Annotated in this window: 18 protein-coding genes; 8 read left to right on the forward strand and 10 right to left on the reverse strand. The window is 65.7% G+C overall.

Going from position 1 to position 22,554, the window contains the following annotated elements:
- Window positions 1-108: 108 nt before the first annotated feature.
- A complete protein-coding gene (locus tag IFT58_RS00200) occupies window positions 109-573 on the reverse strand; it encodes a DUF4126 domain-containing protein (protein WP_192093593.1) in 465 nt (154 codons plus the stop codon).
- Between the two features lie 144 nt (window positions 574-717).
- Window positions 718-1,281 carry a fasciclin domain-containing protein gene (locus tag IFT58_RS00205; protein ID WP_188323987.1) on the reverse strand — a complete coding sequence of 188 codons (564 nt, stop codon included), beginning with the start codon at window positions 1,279-1,281 and terminating at the stop codon, window positions 718-720.
- A 219-nt stretch (window positions 1,282-1,500) separates the two neighbouring features.
- On the opposite strand from IFT58_RS00205, the gene IFT58_RS00210 reads away from it, so the two are divergent.
- Together IFT58_RS00210 and IFT58_RS00215 are read left to right on the forward strand one after the other, a co-directional pair.
- Window positions 1,501-2,166, forward strand: a complete 666-nt coding sequence (locus IFT58_RS00210; protein WP_249405569.1) for a thermonuclease family protein — start codon at window positions 1,501-1,503, stop codon at window positions 2,164-2,166.
- A 211-nt stretch (window positions 2,167-2,377) separates the two neighbouring features.
- Entirely contained in the window at window positions 2,378-4,927 is a 2,550-nt protein-coding gene (locus IFT58_RS00215) for a glycoside hydrolase family 3 protein (RefSeq protein WP_192093595.1), read from the forward strand.
- 47 nt (window positions 4,928-4,974) lie between these two features.
- On the opposite strand, the gene IFT58_RS00220 is transcribed toward IFT58_RS00215, so the two are convergent.
- From IFT58_RS00220 to IFT58_RS00235, 4 genes are all read right to left on the reverse strand, one after another.
- On the reverse strand, window positions 4,975-5,361 hold the full coding sequence (locus tag IFT58_RS00220; RefSeq protein WP_192093596.1) for a DUF2628 domain-containing protein: 387 nt from the start codon (window positions 5,359-5,361) through the stop codon (window positions 4,975-4,977).
- A gap of 407 nt (window positions 5,362-5,768) precedes the next feature.
- A complete protein-coding gene (locus IFT58_RS00225; protein WP_192093597.1) occupies window positions 5,769-7,586 on the reverse strand; it encodes a glycoside hydrolase family 15 protein in 1,818 nt (605 codons plus the stop codon).
- A complete protein-coding gene (locus tag IFT58_RS00230; protein ID WP_192079543.1) occupies window positions 7,583-8,482 on the reverse strand; it encodes an SDR family oxidoreductase in 900 nt (299 codons plus the stop codon). Before IFT58_RS00230 ends, IFT58_RS00225 begins: the two co-directional genes overlap by 4 nt.
- A 36-nt stretch (window positions 8,483-8,518) precedes the next feature.
- Window positions 8,519-9,385: an SDR family oxidoreductase gene (locus IFT58_RS00235; protein WP_192093598.1), complete on the reverse strand. Its 867-nt coding sequence runs from the start codon at window positions 9,383-9,385 to the stop codon at window positions 8,519-8,521.
- Window positions 9,386-9,902: 517 nt separating this feature from the next.
- On the opposite strand from IFT58_RS00235, the gene IFT58_RS00240 reads away from it, so the two are divergent.
- The 5 genes from IFT58_RS00240 to hemG all read left to right on the forward strand — a co-directional run bounded on the left by IFT58_RS00240 (window position 9,903) and on the right by hemG (window position 15,578).
- Window positions 9,903-10,472, forward strand: coding sequence for a sugar dehydrogenase complex small subunit (locus tag IFT58_RS00240; protein ID WP_342029512.1), 570 nt, complete (start codon window positions 9,903-9,905; stop codon window positions 10,470-10,472).
- Between the two features lie 64 nt (window positions 10,473-10,536).
- Window positions 10,537-12,177 (forward strand): GMC oxidoreductase, encoded by a 1,641-nt coding sequence (locus IFT58_RS00245; RefSeq protein WP_192093600.1) that lies wholly within the window; start codon window positions 10,537-10,539, stop codon window positions 12,175-12,177.
- On the forward strand, window positions 12,174-13,568 hold the full coding sequence (locus IFT58_RS00250) for a cytochrome c (RefSeq protein ID WP_342029513.1): 1,395 nt from the start codon (window positions 12,174-12,176) through the stop codon (window positions 13,566-13,568). Before IFT58_RS00245 ends, IFT58_RS00250 begins: the two co-directional genes overlap by 4 nt.
- Window positions 13,568-14,836, forward strand: a complete 1,269-nt coding sequence (locus IFT58_RS00255) for a carbohydrate porin (RefSeq protein WP_192093602.1) — start codon at window positions 13,568-13,570, stop codon at window positions 14,834-14,836. Before IFT58_RS00250 ends, IFT58_RS00255 begins: the two co-directional genes overlap by 1 nt.
- A gap of 136 nt (window positions 14,837-14,972) precedes the next feature.
- Window positions 14,973-15,578: a menaquinone-dependent protoporphyrinogen IX dehydrogenase gene (hemG, locus tag IFT58_RS00260; protein ID WP_192079524.1), complete on the forward strand. Its 606-nt coding sequence runs from the start codon at window positions 14,973-14,975 to the stop codon at window positions 15,576-15,578.
- Here the strand turns inward: hemG and IFT58_RS00265 are convergent.
- From IFT58_RS00265 to IFT58_RS00280, 4 genes are all read right to left on the reverse strand, one after another.
- On the reverse strand, window positions 15,544-16,053 hold the full coding sequence (locus IFT58_RS00265; protein WP_192079522.1) for a transcriptional repressor: 510 nt from the start codon (window positions 16,051-16,053) through the stop codon (window positions 15,544-15,546). The genes hemG and IFT58_RS00265 overlap by 35 nt on opposite strands.
- 66 nt (window positions 16,054-16,119) lie before the next feature.
- Window positions 16,120-16,875 (reverse strand): class I SAM-dependent methyltransferase, encoded by a 756-nt coding sequence (locus IFT58_RS00270; protein WP_192079520.1) that lies wholly within the window; start codon window positions 16,873-16,875, stop codon window positions 16,120-16,122.
- Between the two features lie 2 nt (window positions 16,876-16,877).
- Entirely contained in the window at window positions 16,878-18,980 is a 2,103-nt protein-coding gene (locus IFT58_RS00275; protein WP_192093603.1) for a TonB-dependent receptor, read from the reverse strand.
- Between the two features lie 175 nt (window positions 18,981-19,155).
- Window positions 19,156-20,037, reverse strand: coding sequence for an AraC family transcriptional regulator (locus IFT58_RS00280; protein WP_249405549.1), 882 nt, complete (start codon window positions 20,035-20,037; stop codon window positions 19,156-19,158).
- 79 nt (window positions 20,038-20,116) lie between these two features.
- Between IFT58_RS00280 and IFT58_RS00285 the strand changes: the two genes are divergently transcribed.
- Entirely contained in the window at window positions 20,117-22,303 is a 2,187-nt protein-coding gene (locus IFT58_RS00285) for a TonB-dependent receptor (protein ID WP_249404978.1), read from the forward strand.
- Window positions 22,304-22,554 lie beyond the last annotated feature (251 nt).

Below are 22,554 nucleotides of genomic sequence, written 5' to 3' on the forward strand. Positions count from 1 at the left end.
GCTAGATGGGCGGCACGCGGTGGCCTGGGACCCTTTCACCCCCGTTGCGCACGCGCTGGCCCTCGGCCTCCGACGGGAAGCGGCGGAGCCCCATCAGGCGATGGTTTTTCAGCGGCCAGACAGGGCGCTGCGCGTGATCAGGGCCGCACTGCCCACCGCGATCGCGTCTTCCGCCAGGCCGGTGGGTGTCTGCCCGTAACGCCGCAGGGCCCGCATACGCAGGTTGAAGGCCAGGTAAGACGCTGCCACGGCAGTGCCGGCGCCCAGCGCTGCCCCTAGACCGCGCTGCGAACGCGGCGCCAACGCGGCGCCGACGATCAGTCCGGTTGCTACACGGGCCGCCATGCCGGCAGGTACGATGCGGTCCGGCGCCGTTTTCATTTTGTCGCCCATCAGCTCGCCGCCTGCCAATGCCAGCATGCCTGCCGCCGCGGCGCGATTGGCCAGCAGGCGCGTCGCCGCGGTGCCCGCGGGCAACCTGCCGCTGCGCGCCGCGTTGGTGACGGCGGCCAGCGGGGTCATGGCGCGCATGCCCGCGACGGCGCCCATCAGAAAGGAATGGATCAGTGCCATGCGAGCGTCCTTGAGCGGAGAAGTGATGCCCCACGCTAGACACGCGCCCGTAGGCAGCGTGGCAAGAAAATGCGAACGTCGGGCAAAGGAGCGGTCACTCGGCCAAAGCGGACGTCGCGTGGACGTCCGCCCGGTTTTTCCAGCTTACTTCGGCATCAACACCGAATCGACCACGTGCACCACGCCGTTGGACTGCATCACATCAGCGGTAGTGACCGATGCCTTGCCGCCCTTGGCATCCACGATCCACAACTTGCCGTCCTGCAGCTTGAAGGTAAGCGGCTCACCCTCCACGGTCTTCATCGTGGCGGTGCCGCCCTGCTTGGTGGCCGCAGCGGTCAACTGGGCAGCCGTATGCACGCCCGGCACCACGTGATAGGTCAGGATCTTGGTCAGCGCGGCCTTGTTCTCCGGCTTGACCAGGGTATCGACCGTGCCCGCCGGGAGCTTGTTGAAGGCGGCATTGGTGGGGGCGAACACGGTGAACGGACCTGCGCTGTTGAGCGTGTCCACCAGCCCGGCCGCCTTGACTGCCGCGACCAGCGTGGTGTGGTCCTTCGACGCGCTGGCATTCTCAACGATGGTCTTGGCCGGATACATCGGCGCGCCACCCACCATCGGCGGGTTGGCGGCGAAGCTGGGGGCCGCGACGGCGCCCAGAACGGCGAGGCTGGTAGCGAGGGCAATCTTCTTGAAAGTAGCTTGCACGGTGCATCTCCTGTTCGTCCCTCGGATGAGGGTACTGAAGGTACGCAGCCGGCAGCGGACTGGATGCAGGGCAATGCACTTATTTTTCTGCATGAGGGTGGCGTGAACAAACGGCGCGCCGCGGTCATCGGTGCGCGGCCACGAGGCGACGCGTAAGCGAGAATAGCCACCGCTTGTGAGATCGAAGGTGTTGTTCGCTGTATGCGCCGGACTGTTGTGATGTGTGTAGCACTGGTTGTGTCGCCGTTGAGCATGGCGGCCCCCCTTGAGATCGTCGGCCGTGCCACCGTGGTGGACGGTGACACGCTGGCGGTGAACCAGAGACGGGTACGGCTGTGGGGGATGGATGCGCCTGAGAGCGCGCAGCACTGCAGCACCGCGCAGGGCGCGCGATGGCCCTGCGGACGCCGCGCTGCCAATGCGCTGGATGCACATCTGCAGGACAAGACGGTGCGCTGCGTGCAACGCGACGTAGATCGTTACGGCAGGTCGGTCGGTGAGTGTTTCGTGCAGAACGAATCGGTGAACGCCTGGATGGTCCGGTCCGGCTGGGCAGTGGCCTACCGTGAGTACGCCACCCGGTATGTCGAGGATGAGCAGCGGGCCAAGGCGCAGAAGCGGAACATCTGGCAAGGGGCCTTCCAGATGCCGGCAGATTATCGTCGTGCGCAGCGTGCCGCCCATGCACGTCCCACTCAAGCCGAATCGGCGCCTGCCACGGCGTGCCGTATCAAGGGAAACATTTCCAGCGGCGGCGCGAAGATCTTCCATCAGCCGGGCCAGCGCGACTACGCGCAGACGCGGATCGACTTTGAGGACGGCGAGCGTTACTTCTGTTCGCCGGAAGAGGCGAGGGCAGCCGGCTGGCGCGCCGCAAAGCGGTAGCGCCGCTTTCGTGCTGCGCCGCAACGCGTATCGGGCGAATTCCCCAACGACTTCCCCGTAGCGCAAGCCTTTTCGCACCTGGTGGCGTCATGGCATTGACAGCGCTGTCAAACCCGGCTTAGAAACGGTTCAGCATCGCTGCTGCACGCGACGCACTCGTCTAGCCTGCATCCAGGCGACCCGTTCTGATCCGACCAGGAATCCGATGCGCATGACTACCCGTTTCGTCCCACCCGCTGCCGGTCGTTTGACGCCTGTGCTGTTGTCCGTTGCGCTGGCGTTGGCCTGCATGTCCAGCGCCGCTGCGGCGCCGGCCGAGGGTCGGATCCACCCCGCGCAGTGGCCGCAGCCGAGCTGGCCGTTGCCCACCGATGCCGCCATGGAACAGCGGATCCGCGCGCTGATGGCATCGATGAGTGTGGAAGAGAAGGTCGGGCAGATCGTGCAGGGCGACATCGGCAGTATCACGCCCGCGGAGGTCAAAAAGTACCGACTGGGCTCGGTGCTTGCCGGCGGCGGTTCCGATCCTGGCGGACGCTACAACGCCAAGCCCGCCGAATGGCTGGCCTTGGCCGATGCCTACTGGGAAGCCTCGATGGATACCAGCGCGGGCGGTCATGCGATTCCCATCATCTGGGGCATCGACGCGATGCACGGTCAGAGCAACGTGGTCGGCGCCACGTTGTTCCCCCACAACATCGGGCTGGGCGCTACGCGCAACCCGGAACTGCTGCGCGAGATCGCCCGCATCACCGCGGCAGAAACCCGCACCACCGGCATGGAGTGGACCTTCGCGCCGACCGTCGCAGTGCCGCAGGACGATCGCTGGGGCCGCGCCTACGAAGGCTATTCGGAAGATCCGGCACTGGTGGCCAGCTATGCCGGCGTGTTCGTCGAGGGACTGCAGGGCAAGGCCGGGGCAGCGGACTTCCTTGACGATCACCATGTCATGACGACGGTCAAGCACTTCCTCGGCGACGGTGGCACCACCCATGGCAAGGACCAGGGTGACACCACGGTGACCGAGGCACAGCTGCGTGACATCCACGCGGCGGGCTACATTCCGGCGATCGCGGCGGGCGCGCAATCGGTCATGGCCTCGTTCAACAGTTTCCACGGTGAAAAGATGCACGGCCACAAGCCGCTGCTCACCGACGTACTGAAAGAGCGGATGAATTTCGGGGGCTTCGTGGTGGGCGACTGGAACGGCCACGGCCAGGTCAAGGGCTGCACCAATACCGATTGCGCGCAGACCTTCATCGCGGGCATGGACATGGCGATGGCCCCCGATACCTGGAAGGGCCTGTATGAGTCCACCGTCAAACATGTGAAGGACGGCACGCTGCCCATGGCGCGGCTGGACGATGCGGTGCATCGGATCCTGCTGGCGAAGATGCGCATGGGTCTGTTTGAAAGGCCCAAGCCGTCGGCGCGCGCATTGGGCGGAAAGTTCGAACTACTGGGATCGCCCGAGCATCGTGCGGTGGCGCGGCAGGCCGTGCGTGAGTCGCTGGTCCTGCTGAAAAACCAGAACGCGGTGCTGCCCCTGTCCCCGAAGCAGACCGTCCTGGTGGCCGGGGATGGCGCGGACAACATGACCAAGCAGACTGGCGGATGGACGCTGACCTGGCAGGGCGACGGCACGAAGCGCGACGACTTCCCGCATGCCGACACCGTGTGGGATGGCATCAGGACGCAGGTGACGGCGGCAGGCGGCAAGGCACACCTCTCGGTGGACGGGTCGTATGAAACCAAGCCGGACGTTGCCGTGGTCGTGTTCGGCGAAGAGCCGTATGCCGAATTCCAGGGCGACCTGCCGGACCTGATGTTCAAGGGCGGCCGTTCCGGCGACCTGGAGTTGATCAAGAAGCTGAAGGCCGATGGCATCCCCGTGGTTGCCGTGTTCATCAGCGGCCGGCCGTTGTGGATGAACCGCGAAATCAACGCCGCCGATGCGTTCGTGGCGGCCTGGCTGCCGGGCTCGGAAGGCGAGGGCGTTGCCGATGTGCTGCTGCGCGGGCGTGACGAAAAGCCTCAGCATGACTTCCGCGGCAAGCTCAGCTTCTCGTGGCCCCGTCGTGCGGATCAGTACGTCAACAATGTGGGGCAGCCCGGCTATGACCCGCAGTTCGCGTTCGGCCATGGGCTCCGCTACGCCGACAACGGCGACCTGAAGGCGCTGTCCGAAGAGCCCGGCATCGACCCGACCAAGACCCGCACCAGCACCTGGTTCGACCGCGGCGCTGCCAGCACCGGGCTGACCTTGCGCCTGACCGGCACCAATGGCGAGCCGGTGGACATCGTGCACCCCAACGCGGCGACACCGGACGGGTCGATCACCATGACGGCGATCAACACCGATGTGCAGGAGGGAGCGCGCCAGTTTGATTTCAGCGGGCAGGGCCTGGTTGAACTGCGCTCCAACACGCCGCTGGACCTGCTGCGGGAAACCAACGGTGACGTGCTGGTCATCGCCACGCTTCGCGTTGACGCGCTGCCGGCCAACGCTTCGGTCAGCTACGTTGCGGCAAGCGGCAAGGCGTCGCGCGGTGAGGTGCCGATCGCCACGGCGCTGGCACGGGCGACCCCCGGTGAGTGGACCCGCATGGGCGTGCCACTGCACTGCCTGGCGAAGGCCGGCGTGGACATGAAAGGACTGGATGTGCCGATGGGCCTGCGTGCCAGCAAGGGCGTGAAGCTGTCATTGGCCAAAGTGGCCGTGGGTACGGAGTACGACCAGAAGGTCGACTGCGCCGGTTGAGCGGGTGCTGCGTCGACCTGGTGGTCCGGGTCGACGCAGCGCGCTGCTTAGAACAGCCCTTCGAAGGGGTTCCAGCTTTCCTTGCCCTTAACGCGCTCCATGAAGAAGCTGTAGTTGGTGCTCATGCCGACGGCGATGTTGAGCGCGGCCCACAGCGCACGGGCGACGATGTCCGGCATCACGAACGACAGCACGACCAGAATCACGTTGAGGCCGAGCACCACGAGGGCTTTGCGCCACATGCCCAGGATGGCCAGGTAGATCCAGCCGAAGAACAGGGCGAACAGGTTGACGTTGACCTTGAGCTTGTCACCGAAGGGCAGGGCCTTGAGGGCCTCGCGGTATTCCTTGGTCTTCGGCGCGCCGTGCTGCTGGAAGAAGTCGAAGCGGAACTGCCACTTCGGGCTGACGGGGGAGGTAGTACGTGCTTCCATTGACTCTCAGGCTCCATGTAATCGTTTACATGTTAGCGATAGTCTGCGCCAATGGGTAGGGCTGAGGTGCGCCGCGCGGTGCGCTCGCCGAGCGTGGCTCGACGCTACCAGGCCGTACACGCTGCCGTTGTAGCGCCGACCCGTGGTCGGCGGGAGAGCAAAGGCGCCGCGCTGCGCGCTCGCCGAGCGCGGCTCGGCGCTACCTGACCGTGCACACTGCCGTTGTAGCGCCGACCCATGGTCGGCGGGAGAGCGAAGGCACCGCGCGGTGCGTTCGCCGGGCGTGGCTCGGCGCTACCCGACCGCGCACGCTGCCGTTGTAGCGCCGACCCATGGTCGGCGGGAGAGCAAAGGCACCGCGCGGTGCGCTCGCCGAGCGTGGCTCGGCGCTACCACGGACCATGCTGCTATTTGCCGTCCACGGCGAAGGCGGCGTGGATAAGCGCCAGGTGACTCAATCCTTGGGGGGTGTTGCCCAGTCCCTGCTCGGTCGCCGGGTCCCACATTTCGGGCATCAGCCCGACATCGTTGCGGACCCGTGCCAGAAGCGATTCGAACAACCGCTTGGCCTCTTCCGGCTCGCCCAGCAGCCCGTACGCCTCCACCATCCAGAACGCGCAACTGATGAACGTGCCTTCGCAGTCCTGCATCCCGCTGTAACGCCACAGCAGGTCCCCGCTGGCATCGCACAACTCGCGCCGCATCGCATTACGGGTGGCGATGAAGCGCTCCCGCCGAACGTCTGCCAGTCCGAACCGGCACGCCAGCATCAAGCTCGCATCCAACCGATCACTGCCGGCATGCATCACATACGACTGGCGCGCTTCATCCCAGCAATGCGCATCGATCCATTCCAGGATGCGCTCTTTTTCCCGCTGCCATCGCGGCAAACGCGCGGTGGTGATATGGCCTTTTTCGGCCAGTTCGCAGGCACGTCGCAACGCCATCCAGCACTCGACCTTGGACATCGTGTAGTGCTGCATGTCTTCAAGCTCCCAGAATCCGCTGTCCTTGCGCATCCAGCCGTCGGCACACTCTTCGGCCAGCTCGAACAGCAGACGCGCGGTGGAAGGGTCGAAGATATGGCCAGCATCGATCATGCGGCTGGCCATCTCCATGACGTCACCGTAGCCACAGGTCTGCAACTGGTCGGTTGCGGTATTGCCCACGCGCACCGGCTGGCTGTTGCGATAACCGGGCACCTCCACGTAACGCTCCTCTTCCACCCGCTCGCCGCGCAGCGTGAAACAGGGTGCCAAGCCAGGCCGGTGGCGGCCGATGGTGGTCATCAGCCAACTGAAACCCGCCTTCGCATCTGGCGTTGCGCCCACGCGCAGGAAAGCTTTGATCACATAGGCCGCATCGCGTACCCAGGCATAGCGGTAATCCCAGTTCTTGTCACCGCCGATGCGCTCCGGCAAGGACGCGCTGACCGCCGCGGCGATGGCACCGGTGGGCGCGAACCACAGGAACTTCAGCGCCAGCGCGGAGCAGATCACTTCTTCCCGGTAGGTGCTCGTGCACTTCAGATCCGCCACCCACTGTCGCCACTCCCGGTCGGAGCGGTCGATGCGCGTGTCGATCTCCTTCAGCGGCGGCACCGGCAAGACTTCATCCTGCGAGGCGAGCAGGGCGACGATATCCTGCTCGCCCGCGTCGAGGACCAGAACGCCGCGCACCTGCCGGTCATCGCAGGTCTCCACCTGCAGTCGTGGAGAATAATGAAGCATGGTCATCACCGGGCCGACGTGGTGCACGCAGCCGTTCGGCGTTTCGCTCATCCACGGCGTGCAGGTGCCGCCCCGGTTACCGGGTTGGTACAAGAGATCGAACGTGACGCTGCCGTCCAGTACGTCGACACGGCGGGCGAGTTCCGACCACGGCAGCCGACCTGCCGGGCCGCTGTTCAACGATTCGGTGATGCGCGCCGTGCCACTGGCCGTCCGCACCTCGGTTTCCAGCACGTTGCTGTTATGCCGGTAACGTCGCTGCACGTGCTGGCTGTCGCGTGGCTGCAGGACGAAGCGCCCGCCCTCCGGTGCATCCAGCAGCCGGTCCAGCAGCGGCGGGGCATCCATGCACGGTGCACACCACCAGTCGATGCTGCCGTCCGGTGCGATCAGCGCACTGGAGCGGCCATCCCCGATCGCGGCATACCCGTTGATCGGTGCATAGCCGTCCGCATCGCGCCGGGTGTCGATCCCCGCAGCGTCGGCAGACGTCACGGCAGCAGCATCCCGCCCGTTGCACCGATCACTTCGCCGGTGATGTAGCTCGATTCCTGCGTTGCCAGCAGCACGTACGCCGATGCCATCTCGACCGGCTGGCCCGCACGCTTCAGCGGGGTCTGTGAACCAAACTCAGGGATCGCGTCCGGTGGCTGTCCGCCAGCAGGTTGCAGCGGCGTCCAGACCGGACCCGGCGCAACCGCGTTGACCCGGATGCCGCGCTCCGCGACCTGCTGCGCCAGCGCCTTGGTGAAGTTGACGATGGCCGCTTTCGTCGGCGCGTAGTCCAGCAGGTTGGGGGAGGGCTGATACGCCTGGATCGAGGCGGTGTTGATGATGGTGGCGCCCGCCGGCAGATGCGGCAGCGCGGCCTTGCACACCCAGAACAGCGCATGGACGTTGGTGCGGAAGGTCGCGTCGAACTGTTCTGTGCTCAGGTCTTCGATTTTTTCCACCGCGACCTGCTTGCCGGCAATGTTGGCCACGACGTCCAGACCGCCAAGCGCGTCCACCGCCTTGGCCACCAGCGCGCTGCAGAACTGCTCGTCCTGCAGGTCACCGGGCACCGCAACGGCCTTGCGCCCCTCGGCCTTTATCAACGCCACCACCTCGGCTGCGTCCTGTTCTTCCTCCGGCAGGTAGTTCAGCACGATATCGGCGCCCTCGCGTGCGAACGCGATTGCAACGGCGCGCCCGATGCCCGAGTCGGCGCCCGTGACCAAGGCCTTTCGTCCCTTCATGCGGCCAAGTCCGACGTACGACGTTTCGCCATGATCGGCTGAGGGGGAAAGTGCATGCACGGTGCCCGGCGCCGTCTGCACCTGCGCGGGATAGGTCGGCTGCGGGAACTGGGTAAGCGGATTCTGCATGTCGTACTGATTGCGGGTGGTCATTGCGGTTCCTTGGGGGGGAGGGAGTGAGCCGAAGCGTTACAGCGTTGCGGCACCGCCGGAGATCGTCAGCAGTGCGCCCGAGGTGTAGCTCGAGCTGTCAGCCGCCAACATCACATACGCCGAGGCGAGTTCCGCCGGCTGGCCCGGGCGACCAAACGGCGTCTGGCTGCCGAACTGCGCCACTTCTTCGGCGGCCATGCCAGCAGGAATGAAGGGGGTCCAGATCGGGCCCGGCAGCACCGCGTTCACGCGGATGCCTTTTTCGGCCAGCAGTCCTGCCAGCCCGATGGTGAGGTTGGCCAACGCGCCCTTGGTGCTGGAGTAGGGGAGGATGTTCGGAGTGGGCTTTTTCGAGTTCACCGACGCGGTATTGATGACCGAACCGCCGTCCTTCAGGTACGGCACCGACAGACGCGTGAGGTTGAATACCGCGTGCACATTGGTTTCAAACGTCTTGCGCCAGTCTTCGAGCGTGATCTCGTCGAAGGATTCGTAGTAGCGCTGGTAGGCGGCGTTGTTGACCAGGATGTCCAGCCCACCCAGCTCGTCGGTCACGCGCTTGATCAGCGCTTCGGCCTGCGCGTCATCGCTCACGTCACAAGGGCAGAGAACGGCCTTCTGGCCGGCCTTTTCGATCAGCGCGGCGATGCTCTCCGCATCTTTTTCCTCACCCTTGAGGAAAGCGATCGCCACATCGGCCCCTTCCCGTGCGTAGGCAATGGCGACGGCAGCGCCGATGCCGCTGTCGCCGCCGGTGATCAGGGCTTTCTTGCCTTTCAGCAGCCCGTGGCCGACGTAGCTTTCCTCACCGTGGTCGGGGCGCGGCTCCATCTTGTCCGTCTTGCCGGGGAAGGACTGCTGAGGGGTGTTGAACGGGGGCTTGGGGTAGTTGGGGACTGACATCAGCATTTACTCCGGGGGCAGCAGGGAAGCCGGAGTGTGGCGGGGCGACGGTAAAGCGCGTGGCCCCGGGATGTCTGCGTGATGTGGAGAGGGCACGGGAAGAAGCGCCGCGCTGCGCGCTCGCCGAGCGTGGCTCGGCGCTACCAGACCATGCACGCCGCCGTTGTAGCGCCGAGCCGTGCTCGGCGGGAAAGCAAAGGCGCCGCGCTGCGCGCTCGCCGAGCGTGGCTCGGCGCTACCAGACCGTGCACGCAGCCGTTGTAACGCCGAGCCGTGCTCGGCGGGATCCTGACTTCACGCGGCACACCGTGTTGACGGTGTAAACAGATCGTTCTGCGTTTCACTCCACGCTCACCTTGCGGCGCGATCCGCAATCAAGTTGTTGAATGCGATGAATTAAAGCGTCGGTAGCGCTATTAGTTGCATATTTGAATTAATAGCTCCGCCAATTGATGGTGTCTCCGCAGCCTGCAATCATGCGCAGCTTCCCCCTCACATGCCGCATTGGAACGCTTCCGTGGACGATAGCAACGGTGATGCGGGCTCTGAACAACCCAATGCCTGGTCACGCCGGAGATTTCTTCTGGCGTCGGCCTCGATGGCGCTGTTCGCAGCCTGCCGTCGCAGCGATACCGCTGCTGCCGGCACCCAGCCAAGCGCCAACCAGCAAGCCGACTCCGTCCCGTCAGACGCTGATGCGGCCGCAGATGCCAGGTTCCTGGCGTTGTCCAGTGCCTTGACCGGCAAGCACGATCTGGATCCCTACGTGTCCGGGCGCATCCGCGCTGCGATGGCCGTCCATGAGCCGGCCACCACGTCCACGCTGGATGCGCTCCAGCGCTTGGCCGGCACAGTGGACTCACCGGAGGAGTTCATTGCCATCCCGGCTGTCCGCGACGCTGCGTTGGTGATCGTCGCGGCCTGGTACACCGGCACGGTAGGCAAGGGCACCGACGCAGTCACCGTGGCCTACCGCGATGCGCTCATGCAGCATCCGGTCGCCGACGGCATCTTCCCGGCAACCTACGCCAGGGGTGGCCCTGCGTGGTGGGTTGCTGCGCCTCCGCCGGCCGTCGCCGCACGCTGAAAACATCCTGATCCTGTCGATAGCCGCGCGGCGCTGATGCACCGCGCCTCCGGAGTGCTGTTCCGTGAAGAAACCTACATTCAACAACGGTGACGTCGAGGCAGACGTCATCGTGGTCGGTTCCGGCGTCGTTGGCGCGCTGGTGGCCAACCAGCTCGTCGCCGCCGGTCACAGCGTGGTGATGCTGGAGGCCGGCCCGCGCCTGAAACGGGCCGAGGTCGTACAGAACTGGCGTAACGCGAGCTTCGAACGCCGCTTGGGCAGTGACTTCCAGGGCCCGTACCCGCAGTCGCCGCACGCCACCGCACCGCTGTATTTTCCAGCCAACGACTACGTCGCCCTGAGCGGCCCCGATGCCAGCAGTTTCCGCCAAGGCTTCATCAAGGCGGTCGGCGGCACTACCTGGCACTGGGCGGCGTCGTGCTGGCGCCACCTGCCGGTGGATTTCAAGATGAAATCGGCCTATGGGGTTGGTCGCGACTGGCCCATCGCCTACGCGGACATCGAGGCGTATTACTGCCGGGCAGAAGAAGCGCTAGGCGTATCGGGGCCCAATGATCCGACGCGGCAGAGCCCGCGCGAACGATCCCGGCCCTATGTGGCAGACATGATTCCCTGGGGGCACGGCGACGCCACCTTCGCCGAGGTCGTCAACCCGCACGGCTACAACCTGGTGCCGATCCCGCAGGGCCGCACCATCCAGCCCTGGAACGAGCGGCCCGCCTGTTGTGGCAACAACAACTGCCAACCCATCTGCCCGATCGGTGCCATGTACAACGGCATCCACACCGTCGATGCGGCCGAGAAGAAAGGCGCGGTCGTGCTGGAAGAGGCCGTGGTCTACCGCATCGACACCGATGCGCAGAACACCGTCACCGCCGTGCACTGGTACGACCGTGACCGGGTCAGCCACAAGGCCACCGGCCGCCAGTTCGTCATCGCCTGCAACGCCCTGGAAACGCCGCGTCTGCTGCTGCTGGCGGCCAACGAACAGAACCCGACCGGCATCGCCAATGGATCTGATCAGGTCGGACGCAACATGATGGATCACTCCGGTTTCCACTGCTCCTTCATTGCCGACCGCCCGATCTGGCTCGGCCGCGGGCCCGCGCAGTCCAGCTGCATGGTCGGCCCGCGTGACGGCAGTTTCCGGGCGGACTACTCGGCCAACAAGATCATCCTCAACAACATCAGCCGCGTGCCTGTCGCTACCCAACAAGCGCTTGCGATGGGGCTGGTCGGTGATGCCCTCGACGCGGAAATCCGCAGACGGGCGGTGTATGGCGTGGATCTGTCCATCAGCCTGGAACCCTTGCCGGACCCGACCAACCGCCTCACCCTGTCCACATCCCGGGTGGATGGGCTGGGCCTTGCCTGCCCGGACATCCACTATTCGCTCGGCGACTACGCCCGCAAGGGGTATGACAAGGCATGCGAGCAGCTGCGGCACATCGGCTCGCTGTTCAACGCCGAAGAATTCAACATCACCACCGCGCTCAATGCGAACAACCACATCATGGGGTCCACCATCATGGGCAGCGACCCGCGCGATTCGGTGGTGGATGAAAACTGCCGCGCGCACGACCACGCCAACCTGTGGCTGCCCGGCGGCAGTGCGATGGTGTCGGCAAGCGTGGTCAACAGCACCTTGACCATGGCCGCGCTGGGCCTGAAGACGGCCGATGCCATCGAGCGTGCGCTGTGAGGGCGGCTGCGCTGGTCCTGTTGGCGGCGGCGTGGGCGCTGTGCGTGCCCGCGGCCCATGCAGACGATGCGGTGGGGCGGGGACGTTACCTGGCCACGGCCGGTGACTGCATGGCCTGCCACACCAAGCCGACCGACGGCAAAGCCTACGCCGGCGGCTACGCCATCGCCTCGCCGATGGGGCAGATATGGGCCAGCAACATCACCCCTTCCGTGAAGTTCGGCATCGGCCGCTATAGCGAAGCCGACTTCGAGCGCGCCGTACGCCAGGGCATTCGCAAGGATGGCGCCCGTCTGTATCCGGCGATGCCGTACACCGCGTATGCCAAGCTGAGCGAGCAGGACATCCACGATCTGTATGCCTACTTCATGGCCGAGGTGAAACCGGTCGATGAGGTGTCCCCGTCCACCGACCTGCCGTTCCCGTTCAACATGCGCTTTTCGATGGCGGGCTGGAACCTGCTGTTCCTGGATGACGCGCCGTTCGTCGCCGAACCCGCCAAGGGTGCCCAGTGGAATCGCGGCGCTTATCTGGTCGAAGGCCTCGAGCACTGCGGCAGCTGTCATACGCCGCGCGGGCTGCTGATGCAGGAAAAGTCCAGCCAGCCGTTGGCAGGAGGCTCGCTGGGGCTGTGGTACGCCCCCAACATCACCTCTGACCCGGTGAGCGGTATCGGGGCGTGGACCGATCAGGAGATCACCCGGTACCTGAAAACCGGCAAGGTGAGCGGCAAGGCGCAGGCCGGCGGCGGCATGGCAGAGGCCATCACCCACAGCCTGTCCCACCTCACCGATGACGACATCGCATCGATCGTCACCTACCTGCGCACGGTGCCCCCGGTGGCGGACGCGGGCATGACCCGCAGCGCCTCTTCCTGGTCGCTGCGGGAGGGCGGCGCCACGACTGCCGGCGAGGCCCGCCTGCGCGGTACCTCGCTGCCGCTGGACAACGGCCAGGTGGTCTACGACGGCTCCTGCGCCAGCTGCCATGGCAGTCGCGGCGAGGGCAGCGCGGATCAGTACTATCCGTCCCTGACCCACAACAGCACGGTGGGCGCAGCGACCCCGCAGAACCTGCTGGCGACCATCCTGAGCGGCGTAGACCGCGAGGTGGCGGGTGAGCACGTGCTGATGCCGCACTTCTCAACTGGCTCGTACGTGCAACCGCTGACCGACACGGAAATCGCCAACGTCGCGACCTACGTACGGCAGCAGTTCGGTCCCGGTGACAGCGTATCGTTGGACGACGTCAAGCGCGCACGCGCCGGCGGTCCAGCGCCGTTGCTGATGACGCTCACCACCTACGGCCTGCCGGCAGCCGCACTGCTGTTCATCGGGCTGGTGTACTGGCTGTGGCGTCGTCGCGCCGCGCGCAGGAAGAGGGAGCTGTGATGCGCGCATTGTCTGGGGTGCTGTCGCTGGCTGCGCTGCTCGCCGCGCAGCAGACCGCTGCCGCCGAGGCGCGCCTTGAGCCCGCCGCCAAGCCGGTCGACACGGTAAAGCAGGTGCCGCTCAGCGCGGGCCTGCCATTGCGTGCATGGCTGCAGGATGCCGGCATCACTCCCACTGCCCGCGCCGTGGTGTCATCGGCGTATGCGGATGGCGGCTACCGTGGTTCGGGCAGCGCCACGGCCACACATCTTGATCTTGGCGCCATCATCGACACCGGCAAGGCCCTGGGCGTCGACGGCACGGTCAGGATCGTGCTGTCCGACCGCTTCGGCCAGGCAGTGCATGACCGCTACACCGGCAGCTACATCCAGAACCAGGCGTTCTGGGGACAGGGCCAGAATTTCCGCCTCAACGAGGTGTCCTACGAACGCTCGCTGCTGGACAAGCGGCTCAGCCTGAAGGGTGGCTTCTTCTCGATGGGCAACGATTTCGGTGGCCTGCCGTACACCTGTAATTTCAACAACAACGGACAGTGTGGCCACCCACTGGGGCCGATCTACAGCTCGGGCTGGCTGGATAATCCCACCGGCCAGTGGGGGCTGCGTGCCAAATGGACCGACCCCTCCGGCTGGTACGCACAGACCGGTGTGTTCGATGTAAACCCCTCGCGCAAGCAGGCCGACAATGGGTTCAAGCTTGCGCTGGATGGAAACACGGGCCTGTTCTTCCCGGTGGAACTGGGCTTCGTCCATGATCCCGGCCAGCGCGGTTACGGCGGCACTTATAAGGTCGGCTATTACCGGGACACGTCCAACGCCGTGCAGCTGGGCGACCCTGCGGCACGCGAGGCTTCGCACCGTAGCGGCGAGTACATCCAGCTTGCACAGCGCATCTGGAAGCCGGAAGCAGAGACGGTGCGTGGCGTGTCCGCGTTCGCCATCGCCACTCAGGCCGATGTGCGGACGGGGTCGCTGCGGCGTTCGTGGGAGCTCGGCGTAAGCTGGCGCGGTCCGTTCCGCGCACGCGAGGACGATATCGTCAGTGTCGGATGGACCCGGCTGGATTTCTCCGACCGGCTGCAGGCGCAGCAACGCAGCAGCGGTGAGCCCGTGCAGACCCGTGAGCAGATGCTGGAGGTGAACTATGGCGTGCAGGTTGCGCCCTGGCTGATCCTGCGGCCGGCGGCGCAATATGTGACCCGGCCTTCCGGCCTGTCCGAACGGCCCGATGCCTGGGTGTTCACTCTGCAGGCGCAGGCCACGCTGTAGTCGTCGTCGCCATGGATGGCGTGACACCGCGTTGCGGCGGTTTGTCGCAGGGCCGGCTGGCGGTGCCCCGGTAAACTACCGCCTTGGGTCGCTCGCGGTACGGGTCCGACGTCCACCCGGTCACGCACGGATGAGCATGGGTAACGCACTGATTGTCTACGCATCCACCCATGGACATACCGCGCGCATCGCCGGCGTGCTGTCGCAGCGACTGCGCCGGGCAGGTCACGGAATCGACCTTGTCACAGCGTTCGATGCGTCTGGCCTGGATCTGACACGCTTCGATGCCATCGTGGTCGGCGGCAGCATCCGTCACGGTCGCCATCACGCGCGGCTGGCCGCATTTGTCCGCGCCAACGGTGCGCAGATCAGCGCCGCGCGCGGCTTTTTTTTCTCCGTCAGCGCGATAGCCCGCAAGGCCACGAAGCGTACGCCGCAGGGCAACCCTTACGTGGCGCCATTCCTCGCCCGCACCGGATGGACGCCGGACGGCATCGCGGTGTTCGCCGGTAAAATCGACTACCCGCAGTATGGGTTCTTCGATGCGACGGTGATCCGCCTGATCATGAAACTCACCGGCGGCCCCACCGATCCTGCCACGGCCACCGAGTTCACCGACTGGGCCGCGGTGGATGCGTTCGCCAGCGTGATTGCCAACGCGCTGGCCCCGGAAACGGTGACCCCCGTGGCGCAGCCCACCCCGCGTCTCAGCGCGGATCGCCCCCTGCAGCACGTTGGCTGACGCACTGCGCGCAGCGGCCGGAAATCTCCACCGCGTGTGTGGCCGGAACAAAGCCGAGGTGGCGCGATGCCGCAACCCATCCCGGTTCCAGCGGAGCGGACCGCAGCATTGCGACGCTGGTGCACGTGTCGCAGACCAGGAACGTGCAATTGCCCGGCGTGCCGGGCGGCAGGAACAGATAGGCATTGATCGAGTTCAATTTCACCGCCCAGCCGTGGAACTGCAGGAACTCCATCGCACGATAGACCGCGGTGGGTCCGGTTCCGGGCAAGGTCCGCCGGATCTCATCCAATACGGCGTAGGCCTTCAGCGGGCCATCGGCCCCCGCCAGGATGTGCAGCACCCTGAGCCGGGCCGAGGTCAGCCGCTGGCCCCGTTGCTGCACCAGCCGATGGATCGTGCGGATGCGCTCATTGTCCAGCGCCGCGACAGCGGGGCGGTGGGGCGGCGATGTGGGGGGCAGGGCAAGCGGCATGGAATCTCCTGTCGGGGCGACGGCAGGTGCGACGAGGGAAGGAACTCCGATGGACCGGCCGATGGGTCATGCGGGCTCGGCCACCACCACGTAATCATGGCCATGTGCCAGCCCACCACGCTGCCGGGCCAGCGCCAGTGCGCGCGCCTGCAGGTCGGCGACATGACGCAGCAATGCGACGGCCAAGGTGCGGTCTGGCAGCTTGCCTGCCGCCTGCGAACACATGGCCAACTGGCTCTCGATGAATCGGCTGCCGTAAGTGATGGCCACGAGCTGTGCATCGATGATGCGGAAACCGGCGGCCTCCAGGCTGCGCAAGGCCCAGTCCAGCGGGTACTCGCGATACGGGCTGTCACCGGCCATCAACAGGCAGGCATCGCGCAGGCGCCCGATGTCGTTGACCATGCGCCCGGCCTCGGTATCGGGCTGACCATGCACGTAAGGCTGCAGCCCGATCATGTACAGGCGCTTGCCCACCAAGGGCCGCAGGCGCGGGAACAAGCGATCCTGCCAGTAAGGCGCAAAACCTTCGACCGCTCCCAGCAGATAGTCGGCGAGCACCACGTCGTAGTGCTCGCCGGCCAACAGCTGCGGATCCATCCAGTTGCCCACCACCAGGCGATCGTCAGCGCGGGGGGACAGATGCAGGGCCTGCGTGGTCTTCTGCAGCATCTGCTCCGAGCCGGTCACCGCCGTCCAGCGCTGGGTGTCCAGCGACTCCAGCCAGCGGATCGAGGCGGGACCGGTGCCGGCGTCTAGGACCGCGCCCCACGGCCGGTGGCCGTGGAGCGTGGCGACCCGGTCATACAGGGTCTGAGCCATCGTCAGAAGCGGTAGCTGAAGCCGACGCTGACGTTGCGTCCCGGCTGCGGCACCGTGTTGGCGAGGAACGAGGCATGGTTCCAGACCTGCTCGTCCATCAGATTGCTGCCGCGCAGGAAGACCTGGCTGTTGTGGTGGGGCAGGGTATACGCAATGGTCAGGTTGACCATGTCGTACGACGGAGTTTCCATTTCGAAGTCGTCGATGTGGGTCTGTCGGTTGACCCGGTACAGTTCCAGTTCGCCGTCGAACTGGCCCACTACCAGGTTGGCGCGTCCACCGAAGCGCGCCGCCGGGATGCGCGGCACGTTGCCGCCATCGGCAAAGCGCGCCCGGGTGCGGTCACCGAACAGGCTGGCCGAGAAGGCGTCGGTGAACTGATAGCCGACCTCCGCCTCCACCCCGCGGAACTCCACGTCGGCCTGGGTGTATTTGATCAGCCGGAAGGCTTCGTACTGGTCGAGGGTGCGGGCGTAGATGTAGTTGTCCACGTTGTTGGCGAAGGCGCCTACGCTGAAGGTCAGCGGTCCTTCGGTCTTGCGCAGGGTGAGCTCGGCATTGCGCGAGGTCTCCTTGTCCAGGCCGGCATCATTGGCTGCGCCACCGCAGGTCAGCGCGCTGCGCAGCAAGCCGCACTCGTAGGTATTGGTGGCCATGTGGATGCCGCGCGCGTACAGCTCCTGCGCGTGCGGCAGGCGCTGTGACCGCGATAATGCGAAGGTCAGCGATACATCCGGACGGAACGACCAGATCGCCGCACCCGAGTACGAAGTGGCGGTGTCATCGAAGGTCGGGCGGTTGCGGACATCGGCCTGCGGCTGGTGCTGCAACCACTCATGCCGCGCGCCGAGCTCGAAATGCCAGTGTTCGTTCAATTCGACGTGCTCCACCAGAAACAGACCGGTGGTGCGCGTGTCGACGGTCGGCAGGAACGCTTCGATCCCTTGTGCACTGAAGGTGGTGTCGGCGTGCTGGATGCCGAACACCCCGGTCCACGGCCCCAATGGCACGTGCTCCAGCTCGATGCGGCTGTCGTAGCCCTTGTTGGCGAAGGTGGTGGTTACTTCCTCGCCATCGATCTCGTCATGCTGGTAGTCGGTGTGGTTGGCACGGAAACGGATGCGGCTGATGCCGGGGAACGGGTCGCTGTACTCGCCGCGCAGGTCGATCCGCTTGCTGGTCAGGTCGATGGCCGCGACGTGCTCGTGATCGTGTTCGTGCGCATGGTCGTGGTCGTCTTCCGCGCCGTGTTCGTGCGAACCACAATGCAGCGCGCTGCCGTGGGGGTGGCAGCCTTCGTACTCATGGCTGTGGCCGGGCAGGCCATATTTGTCCTCGCGATACGAATAGGAAAGACCGACGTAGCCGTTGTCGGTCACCCAGCTGGCACCGACGCTGCCGTTGCTGGAGCGACTGAAGGTGGCATCCACCCGTGACTCGGCAAGATCCGGCGCACGGTAATCATCTGCGTCCTTGTAGGAGCCTTCGGCGTGCAGCACCAGGTTGGAACCGCCGATCTGACCGGTTACCGAGGCCGCCCCCACACGCTCATTGGCTACCGTGTTGCCGCGGACCAGCAGGCGGCCTTCCAGGCCGTTGTCCGGCAGGCGGCTGGGGATCTTGTTGTCCAGTACGTTGACCACACCGCCAATGGCACCGCCGCCATACAACAGGGTGGCCGGACCACGCAGCACTTCAATGCGCTCGCCCATCAGCGGATCAACGGTGACGGCATGGTCAGGGGAGATGTCAGATGCATCCAGCACGGACGAACTGTCGGAGAGCACTTTCACCCGCGGTGCGGTCTGCCCGCGGATGACCGGCCGTCCGGCACCGGCGCCGAAGGAATCCACGCGGACGCCCGGCAGGCCGTCGAGCACTTCGCCCAGGTTGCCACCGGCCTGCTGGATCTTCTCGGCACGGATCACGCTGACCGGCGAGGCGATCTTGCTGGCGTCTTCGATCATGCCGGTTACATGGACGGCATCGAGCGTGGCGGCGGACGGGCGGAGCGCAGCATCGGCGCGGGCCTGCGGTGCGATGACACCGCTGGCGAACAGGGCGAGCGCGATATGCGCAGCGAGCGTGGTACGGGTAGACGTCATGCGGTTTCCATTGCCCGTTCTGGGCATGCAGTGGCGAAAGAGTTGGGCGGCGCAGTGCGATAGCCGGTACTGGAAGATCCGGCACATCGCGACGTGAACCATCCAGCAACGGATGTTATAACATTACATGCGCCTAACGCCACTGGCATCGTCATGCTGCATCGGGCTGCGGTGCTCAGCCCTGCAGATTCCGGCAGATGGATGGCGCGTGACCGACCACGCGACGGAAGGCGGCGGAGAACTTGCTCGCATTTGCGTAGCCCGCCGACTGCGCGACCGCCGTGACACTGCAGCCTCGCAGCAGTTCGGTGCGGGCCCACTGCATGCGGTGATGGGTGAGGAAGGTGTACGGCGAGAGCCCGGTCGCCGCCCGCAACGCCCGACCGAAACGCGACGTGGGCATGCCCAGTGCAGTGGCCATCGCTGTCACCGTCGGGCGGCCATCGCGTGATGCATCGATATAAGCAAGCAGGGCCTGCACCTGCAGCGCACTCAGCGGACGCACCACCTTCAAGGAGCGCTGGGTCTGCTGCGCGAGCTGGGCCAACCGCTGCAGCACGGCCATTGCGCCCGCGTGCAGCAGCGCATCGGACAGCACGCCGCCTTCAGCCGCCGCCCACAGCGCGTGCAGCAGGGCGCTGACGGTGGCGTCACGGTGCAGCGTCATTGCCAAGGGATCCAACTCTGCCGCAGCAAAAGGGGGCTGACACAGCGCCGCCCAGTCAACCGCCAGACCCACCACCTCCAGAGCAGGGCTCACGTAACTGCCGGCCTGTCCCGGCAGCACCACGTTGAACTGGCCTACCGACCAGCGGGCATCCAGTGCCTGACGTCCAGAGGCGCGCTGCAGCAGGCGTCCACCACCGCCGACGGCAAGCGCCAGGCGAAGCTGGGCCGGCCGACCCATCGCACCTTCGCTTGCCTCGAACCGATGGCGTATCAGTGCGATCGCTCCATCGGCGCTGGAGGTCACCGCCAGCGGCGCTGCGAGGGCCTCCCGCTGCAGTACCTCGGCCAATGACATCAGCGTGCCGCGAATGGAGTCCTGCGCGTGCATATGGAGTAGCGGCCCCGGTGAATTGTTACATCATAACAGTCTGTTTTCGACGTCTGTCCATTCTCCTGTGAGGCCTCCTTTGAACGCCCCCGCTTCCTTGGCTGCTGCGATCGCCGCCAGCCTGATCCTGCTTGCACACTCCGCCGCCGCCCAGGACGCCACCACACTGGACGGCGTGCGTGTGACCGGATCCAAGCGCGATACGCCGTACCTGAAAAGCGATTTATCCGTGACCGTGCTTGACCGGCAAGCGCTGAAAGAGGCTGGCGTGGTCGACTTCCGCGACCTGGACAAGCTGGCACCCAACGTGAAGTTCAACGCCATGGGCCAGTTGAGCGACATGTTCATCTCGATCCGCGGGATCGAATCCAATCCCTTCCTGGTCAACCGCGCATCGGTCTACATCGACGGGATTCCGTTCCGTGAACTCAGCAATGCCGTGCTCAACCAAGTCGAATCGGTGGAAGTACTGCGCGGCCCACAGGGCACGCTGTACGGTGCCAACAGCGAATCGGGGCTGGTTCTGGTGCGCACGCGCGGGCCCTCTGATACGCCAGAGGGTGAGCTCACCCTGCGCAGCACGTGGTTCGGCAATGGCAACGGTAACAGCCTGGACGGCTTTCTCGCCGGACCGTTGCGACCCGGCGGCGACCTGTCCGGCTCGGTGGCCTTCATGGCATCGGACGACGACAGCTATCTGCGCAACCTGACCCCCTTCGGCGGTACCCGCGGCCAGGTCGGTGAGGGTTACCTGCAGGGAAAGCTGCGCTGGCGACCCAGCGATTATGTGATCGTCAATGCGCTGGCCTACCATCTGCGCACGCGGGCACCGGGCATGTTCGAGTACGAGTACCTGCCCTTGGACGTGGGCCTGTACAACCGCACGTATGGGGAAGCGCTCAACGGCGGTCGCCGCGCGGGCGACTTCACCTACATCAACGACGCCCCCAAGCGCACGGAGAACGACGAGAGCGTGGCCGGTGCCAGCGCGCAGTGGCAGTTGGCGACCGGCACGGTGGACCTTGCCACTTCTTACCGTACCCAGGAAGACACCTCGGCCGGCTATGACTTCGACATGACGCAAAGCGCTGCACTCGCCGGGCGCATCCATGACGAGCAGACAGCCTGGAACGCCGAGGCACGCTTCAGCTCGCTCGATGACCGGCCCTTTACCTGGATGGCCGGCGTATCGACCTACCGCACCCACAAGGACTCGGTACTGGGCACCTTCGTCGGCCCCATCACCCGCGGACTGGACAGCTACCACCTTGCCCCGCGGCAGACCGCCAAGGGTGAGGACTACAGCGCCTTCGCCACTGCCAGCTACCGCCTGCCGACGCTGCCCGAACTGACCGCCAGCGTGGGTCTGCGCCACGAACAGGCACGGCGCTCCACCGAGCAGCGCGCCGGTTCACTCGACCTGGCAGCCGGCGGGGTGGTGCGCTACCGCGACGCCGCACTCGCCCACACCTTCAGTGCGACGCTGCCGCGCGTATCGCTGCGGTATGACGCCAGTGAGGATCTGGCGTTCTACGCAGCCTCTGCCAAGGGCTACATACCGGGTGGCTTCAACCTGGCGGCGGCACAGAGCGATGTCATCAACGCGAAAGTGCTGCGCTACGAATCGGAAATGATGTGGAGCCACGAACTGGGCTTCAAGATGAACATCGGCGCAGGGCGTGGTCATGTGGGCGGCGCGGTGTTCCACATCACCTCCGACAACTGGCAGGAAATTCAGCTGGCCGTGGATGCCGATGGCCGGCCGATCTCTTCGGACTACGTAGGGTCCGATGCGTCGATCCGCTCACGGGGCGCAGAACTGGAGGGCGCCTACGCGATCACCCCCGCGCTGACCCTTACCGCCAACGCCGGTTACGTGGATGCGAAATACACCGCCCTGCAGGCGTCGGCCAACGAGAACCTCGCAGGCAACCGGGTCAAGCTCACCCCGCATTACACCGGCTACGTGGCAGCCCGTTATCAACATCCGTCCGGCCTGTTTGCACGGGTGGAATCGGCGTTCACCGGTTCGAGTGCGCTCGACGAGCGTAATCGCGCGTTTCAGCCCGCCGTGGCCATCCTGGGCGTGCAGGTAGGCTATGTGCACGGCCCCTGGAGCACACGCGTCTTCGTGCAGAACCTGACCGACAAGCGCCGCATCAACGGCTTGATCTTCGACAACCTGGCCTTCGGTCGCGACGGCAATTACTACGGCCCGATCGACAATCCACGCATCATCGGCGCCGAGATCAGCTACACGCTGTAACGGCGACGCGCTGGGGGGGCAACCCCTCCGGATCGGAAAGACAAAGACAACCAACAGCGTGCGCTGCCGTCGGTAGTGACGGCCGCTGGCCGTCAGGCCGTTGCCGCCGTAGCGCCGAGCCGGGCTCGGCGGCAAAACAAAGGCGCCGCGCTGCGCGCTCGCCGAGCGTGGCTCGGCGCTACCAGACCGCGCACGTTGCCGTCGTAGCGCCGAGCCGTGCTCGGCGGGAGAGCAAAGGCGCCGCGCTGCGC

Origin of the sequence: Stenotrophomonas sp. CFBP 13718, assembly GCF_014842145.1 — a bacterium.
GTDB lineage: Bacteria > Pseudomonadota > Gammaproteobacteria > Xanthomonadales > Xanthomonadaceae > Stenotrophomonas.